This is a genomic window from Bartonella sp. CL434QHHD (assembly GCF_042195145.1).
Taxonomy (GTDB): Bacteria; Pseudomonadota; Alphaproteobacteria; order Rhizobiales; family Rhizobiaceae; genus Bartonella.
Map to the genome: position 1 here is coordinate 1 of NZ_JBHINT010000042.1, position 7,006 is coordinate 7,006.

2 protein-coding genes are annotated in these 7,006 nt (G+C 36.7%); one reads left to right on the plus strand and one right to left on the minus strand.

Translation table 11 applies throughout. The features are described 5' to 3' along the window. The coding region (locus tag ACFILN_RS07175; RefSeq protein ID WP_375671169.1) for a POTRA domain-containing protein at nucleotides 1–747 on the minus strand (747 nt) is incomplete at its 3' end. 1,032 nt (nucleotides 748–1,779) lie between these two features. Here ACFILN_RS07175 and ACFILN_RS07180 point away from each other — a divergent pair. After that, a complete protein-coding gene (locus ACFILN_RS07180; RefSeq protein ID WP_375671171.1) occupies nucleotides 1,780–6,741 on the plus strand; it encodes a DEAD/DEAH box helicase in 4,962 nt (1,653 codons plus the stop codon). The last annotated feature ends 265 nt before the right edge of the window (nucleotides 6,742–7,006 follow it).

A 7,006-nucleotide genomic window follows, 5' to 3' on the forward strand; every position in this document is an offset into this window, starting at 1 on the left:
GAAAGTTTTATCGGGATGATTGTTAATATTGACAATGGTGCTCCCTTCTTCACGCCCTGGAAGAAGTTCGCTTTGAGCGTGTGCTGAACTCAAACGGTTGATCTGATCAAGCCCCTGTTCAATATCGCGCATGTTCAGAACATAACCTTGAAGCCCAGGAAAAGCACTCCATACAACATTATTATAACGAGACGTCGGTGAACCATTATAGTAAATCTCTGAAAGTTTCCCCTCAACGACAATAAATTTGAGCGTCTTGCTGTTTTTGATATCTTGATCAGGAATGTAAAAACGCGCCGTCACATAGCCTTGATCCAAATAAACTTTGGTTAACTTCTTGATTAAGAGCTGAATATCAAAAAGACCAATACATCTTCCAACATAAGGCTCTGTTACGGCTGATATAGAGCGCTTTTTGACATGATGCACTCCCTCAACAACAACAGCATGAATGGGAAAACATTGCTTCCCACCCAAAAGCGTTTCTGGATTTTGCTCTGAAGGCGTCTTTATCCTTTTAGGCGTTAAAGCGCGTAATTTTTCAATTCTTTCTAATTGCTGCTTCTCAGATTGTTGGCGAGAAAAATTATCGGTTGGGGAATAAAAAATAGCTGAGGAGCGCGCATAAACATTTACACCTGTAAACAAGCCAAAGAAAACAACAATGGCACGAAAAATTCTCAAAAGAGAACTTTGGCGTAAAAATACATAAAACAATACAGATTGCCCCCGCTTTGCATTATTCATGAAGCACTCTTTAAAAGAACTTCATGGAACCGCTAATAAATCCACTCAAAACAGCCACTGCCCTATGACGCTTTTAACAAAAGCACATGCCTCTGTGACCAAAAAAGTGACACCCAAAAACTGCTTTATTTTAACTGCTGAAGATCTCTCCCCCACATTTATGTAAAAAGACCTCTAAACAAAACTGTTTAGCCCGTCAATGGTTAATACATCAATATCCCCAGTTTTCAATATCCCCAGTTTAATGCTACAATAATTAGAGATAAATTCACTCTCCAGCCCCTCTAAGCCACTCAACACGCATATAAACGAGACATCATGCTATCAAGCACATCCTGTCGTCAAAAACCATCATAGCAAACAATAAGAAATCTCTTTGAGAGCCTTTCAAGACAATTACGCAAAACTCTTTTTCCTGCCTTTGCTCGCCAAATGTGGCGAGCAAACAAAGTCTTGATTTTCTAATAAGTTATATTTAATGGCATTTTCATCAAAGAACTTTTCTCCAAAGACAATGATCTGAGCGATCTGAACAGAAGAGTTTTGTCCAGTGCTGTCAGTGTTGTCAGTTCTTTTTAGAGCCTATTTTATTTTTTTAAATGAGAGAAAATTAAAAACATTATATTTCAATATGTTAGCATTTTAACGATACAACCTATATCGACAATACAACCTTAAATACAATCAATAATATATATTTGTCAGTTTGTGTCTGTAAATTGAACTGACAAACTAGATTATTTTAGTGACTCATAAAATCTATCAAAATAATCATTATGATATTTTAAAAGCACATGCTTCATTTGTCTTTTTCCATAAAATAAACAGCAAATTTCACTATTTTGCTGATCTGACCCCATGTCATGGGCTGTGGATAAACAAGCTTAAAAAAAACTTTTTGAAAAAATTATCCGCTTTTTTAGCATTTTTTCCAGCTTTTTCTCAATTCGTTCAAAATGGATTTAATAAGCTTCGTTTTGATTCTTTTGAAGAGAATTAAACCCTTATGTGAAAACGGAGCCCTGTTGTAATATGCATCACTTTAATAAGTATGATAATGAACATGTCACTTTACGCTCTCTCTTAGAATATTATCGTCAACAAGCTAAATCACCCCGTGAATTAGGAACACTGTTCGAAAATCTTGTCATGGCTTATCTTATGCATGACCCTCTCCATTATGGACGATATGAAAAGGTAGAAACCTATTATGAATGGGCTGAAGAGCGTGAAGGTTGGAATAAAAATGATATCGGCATTGATCTGGTTGCTAAGCTTCGTCATCAAGAAGGCTATGTGGCTATTCAGTGTAAGTTTTATAAAGCAGATCATCAGATTAGTAAAAAGGATATTGATAGCTTTATCGCAGCCTCTGGGAAAGACATCTTTAAATATCGTCTTCTTGTTGATAGCACGGAAGTGGAATTAAGTGACAATGTGAAGGCCATGATCAAAGGACAAGCGATCCCCGTTTATCGCATTGACCTTCGTCATATGGAAAACAGTCGGATAGATTGGCAAATCTATGCAACCAAAAAAGAAGTTCTTCTTAAGTCAACAAAAGAGCCTCGTCCCCATCAAGAAGAAGCCATCAAAAAAGTCTGTGAAGGTTTAAAAGAAGCAGACCGTGGCAAGCTTATTATGGCATGTGGAACGGGTAAAACTTTTACCAGTTTGAAGATAGCAGAACACATAGCAGGTCAAGGCAAGCGTGTTTTGTTTCTGGTGCCTTCTCTTGCTTTAGTCTCGCAAACGATCCGTGAATGGACAGCCGATGCACAAGTGCCCTTGCGTTCTTTTGCTGTGTGTTCTGATACGAAGGTGGGCAAGCGTCGTAAAAATCAAGATGATATTGTTGGCATGGAAACATCAGATCTTGTTCTCCCTGCTACAACAGATGCAAAAGCCCTTGCCAAAGAAGCTCGTGAAAACCTAGTAGACGCAATGACGGTCATCTTTTCAACCTATCATTCAATCCAAGTGATTTCGGATGCACAAAAAGAGCATGGTTTACCCGAATTTGATCTGATCATTTGTGATGAAGCGCATAGAACAACTGGGGCTTCATTGGGAAGTGAAGACAATGAATCTGAATTTATCAAGGTTCATGATAACAGCATTATTCGTGGTAAAAAACGTCTGTATATGACAGCAACGCCGCGTATCTTTAGTGATACTGCCAAAAGGCGGGCTGATGAGATCAATGCCGTTCTCGCCTCTATGGATGATGAAGCACTTTTTGGAAAACAACTCCATCATTATACATTCGCGGAAGCTGTCGATAATGAACTTTTAACTCCTTACAAGATTGTGGTCTTGGGTATTAATGAAACCTATATCACACCAGCCATACAGGAGATTATTGCCAATGAAAACCGTGAAATTGATTTAGATGATGCGGCAAAAATTATTGGCTGTTATAGAGCCCTGACCAAAATAGATAAGCAAGCCGCTGTTGATGATGATGATACAGAGCCCATGCAATGTGCTTTAGCTTTTTGCAAAGATATCAATACCTCTCAATATATAACAAAGCTCTTTAATAAAATTATCAAATCTCATATTGATGATTTCCTTCAAACCGTTCCCTTTCTAAACTGTGAAGTAAGACATATTGACGGAACGCAAAGCGTCAAAAAACGCAATGAGGAACTGGATTGGCTTAAAGGAGATGCTGGGAACAATGTTTGTCGGATCTTAAGCAATGTTCGGTGTCTTTCAGAAGGGATTGATGTCCCTGCTCTTGATGCGATCATGTTCTTACACCCACGCAATAGCCAAGTGGATGTGATACAGGCGGTGGGGCGTGTGATGCGCCGTGCTCCAAATAAGAAAACGGGCTATATCATTTTACCCATTATCATTCCTTCACACTTAGAAGCCAAAAAAGCTTTAAAAAACAATAAGAGATACCGTGTTGTTTGGCAAGTTTTGCATGCTTTACATTCTCATGATGAAAGGCTTGCTCGGACAATTAATCAAATGTCTTTAGGACAAGATAGCAGCCATACGATTGAGATTATAGAGATTAAGCGTGAGGATGAATTAAAAGAGCTTACCACAACGGTTGATGAGATCTCGATACCATCAAAAGCAGAAAGTTCTGGACGTGTCATTGGAACAGCAGAAAGCAAATCTCAATCGGTATCTGGAGGACAAGGAGACCTATTCCCCCGTTCTGAATTTTTTGATTTTGTCAAAGCCATTTTTCTGGATAGTTTTAAAATCACGGATTATTGGGGCATTTGGGCGAACAATGTTGCTGAGATTGCTCAAAACCATATCAATCATCTTAAAGATATGATTTCCGATGAAAAGAGTGAAGCCTTTCACGCCTTTGATGCCTTCCATAAGGAATTAAAGAACAACGTCAACAGTGAAATAAAGCAAGAGGAAGCGATTGAGATGTTAGCGCAACATCTTGTCACGCGTCCCGTGTTTGAAGCTTTATTTGACGGTAATGAATTTGTACAGAACAATGCCATTTCACAAGCAATGGATAAGATCTTAACGGAACTGGATAAAACCAATATCGAAGAGAAAACGAAAGATCTTGATCAATTTTACAAAAGTGTCATGTTCTGTACAGCAAGCATTACGGAAACTCATGCAAAACAGAATCTTATTATCAAACTTTATGAAAGTTTTTTTGCCAAGGCATTTAAGAAAACCACGGATAGGCTTGGGATTGTTTATACGCCCGTTGAGGTTGTTGATTTTATCATTCATTCTGTTGATGATGTGTTGCGTAATGAATTTGGCAAAAGCTTAGGGTCACGTGGTGTCTCTATTCTTGACCCTTTCACTGGAACGGGTACTTTTATCACACGACTTTTACAATCTAATCTCATCAAACCAGAGGATATGGAATATAAATTCCGTCATGATATCCATGCCAATGAGATTGTTATCTTAGCTTATTACATAGCAGCGATTAACATTGAATCGACTTATCATAGTATCATGAAAGGTGAGTATATTCCTTTTAAGCATATTGGTTTGACTGATACGTTTCAGATGCTTGAAGAGAAAAATCTTCTACAGGAATTATTCAAAGAAAACAGTGAATATTTAGAGCATCAGAAAAATCTAAACATCAAAGTTATATTTGGTAACCCTCCTTATTCTTCTGGTCAAAGAAGTGAGAATGATAATAATGCAAATGTAGAATATGAAATACTTGATAGAAGTATCCAAAATACGTATGCACTTAAATCTCAAGCAACATTAAAAAGAAATCTCTATGATAGCTATATTCGAGCGATTAGGTGGGCAAGTAATCGCTTAAGTTCTCAAGGTGGTATTGTAGCTTATATTTCTGGAAATGGATGGATAGATAAAGCATTTGCTGATGGCATGCGAAAATGCTTACGAAATGAATATTCTTCTATTTATATCATTAATCTTCGTGGTGATATTCGAAAAAATATAAAATCAAAAGAGCTATCAAAGGAAGGAGGCAATGTTTTTGGTTCTGGAAGTCAAAACGGAATAGCTGTAACGATTTTTGTGCGCAATCCAAATAAAAAACAACCGTGTAAGATTTACTATCATGATATTGGAGATAATCTTTCCACCGCAAAAAAACTTGAGATGCTTCAATACTTTGGTAGTGTTGATGGCATCACAAATAAATCGAGTTGGAAAATAATTACACCGGATGAACATGGTGACTGGATTCATCAACGTGATAACAATTTCAAAACATTTTTAGCTATAGGCGATAAGAAGGGATGTAATTTCAGACTATTTGAAACATTTTCTCTTGGGGTTGTAACTAATCGTGATGCTTGGACGTATAACTCAAGCCATGAAACTTTAAAGAAAAACATGAATAATATGATTGCCTTCTATAACAGTGAAGTGGAACGTTTTAATGATATCTATCCGCATGCTAGTCGCAAGATACGTACAAAGGCTGTAAATAATTTCGTTGATACAGATGAGAGGAAGATAAGTTGGAGCTATAATGTTAAACAAGAGTTAGTAAGAGGAAAAATCTTTGAATTTGAAAATAGATGCATCACGCAAAGTCTTTATCGTCCTTTTACGAAACAATGGCTATACTGCAACCGTACTTTTAATGAGAGAGTCTATCAAATGCCGCGGATATTCCCTATGGGGAAGGTGGTTGAAAATATGGTAATACAAATTACAGGTACGGGAACTCAATCGGGTTTTTCTGTACTTATGTCTAAAAATTTACCTAATCTTGATGTAGTGGATAAAGGTCAATGCTTTCCACGCTATATTTATGAAGATGCTGAATCCTTGAAAAACAATAAAGAGAAACAATCCCATTTATTTACAGAAAAAAGCACAACAGCTGGTTTACAGAAGCATGATGCCATTACGGATGAAGGATTAGCACATTTTAAAGAGGCTTATCCAAATGAAAAAATTACTAAGGATGATCTATTCTATTACGTTTACGGTTTACTCCATTCGGAAGATTACCGTGCTCGTTATGCTGATAACCTCTCTAAAAAATTGCCTCGCATTCCTTGCGTAAAGAGTGCTGAAGATTTTTGGAAGTTTGTAACAGCAGGACGTGAACTGGGTCATTTGCACGTAAACTATGAAACTGTAGAACCTTATCCCGTGACCTTTAAAAAAGGCAATCCAAAACAGACTGATATCTCTAATCCAGAAAAGTTTTATTATGTGACTGAAATGAAATTCGCAAAAGCAGGTAAAGAGAAAGATAAATCAACTGTTATTTATAACAGCAATATCACAATGACAGATATCCCTCTTGAAGCTTATGAGTATATCGTTAATGGTAGACCCGCTCTTGAATGGGTTATGGGGCGTCAATGTGTAAAGACAGATAAAAAGAGCGGCATTGTTAATGATGCCAATCGCTATGCTGTTGAAACCGTTGGCAACCCTGCCTACCCTCTAGAGTTGTTTCAAAGGGTTATTACTGTAAGTTTAGAGACAATGAAAATCGTTAAAAGCTTACCAAAATTAGAAATTAGAGAAACTGAATAACTTAAAAGCATGCTCACATAATGGGTATGATAAACTCACAAGGGGTATAAGGTCTTATACCTATAGGTTCTATATCCCTTTTATAAATTGTTTACATACAATCTTTAAAAGGAGTGTTTATATGCGTTATTCTAAAAAGAAATCATTTGCACTTTTAAATACTCTTATTTGAATTGCCTTTAAAAGATTATACCGTAATCTAAAATGATAGCTTTATTGTTTTCAAAAGCTTTGTTTAAAGAGAGTTATATATATATATATATAT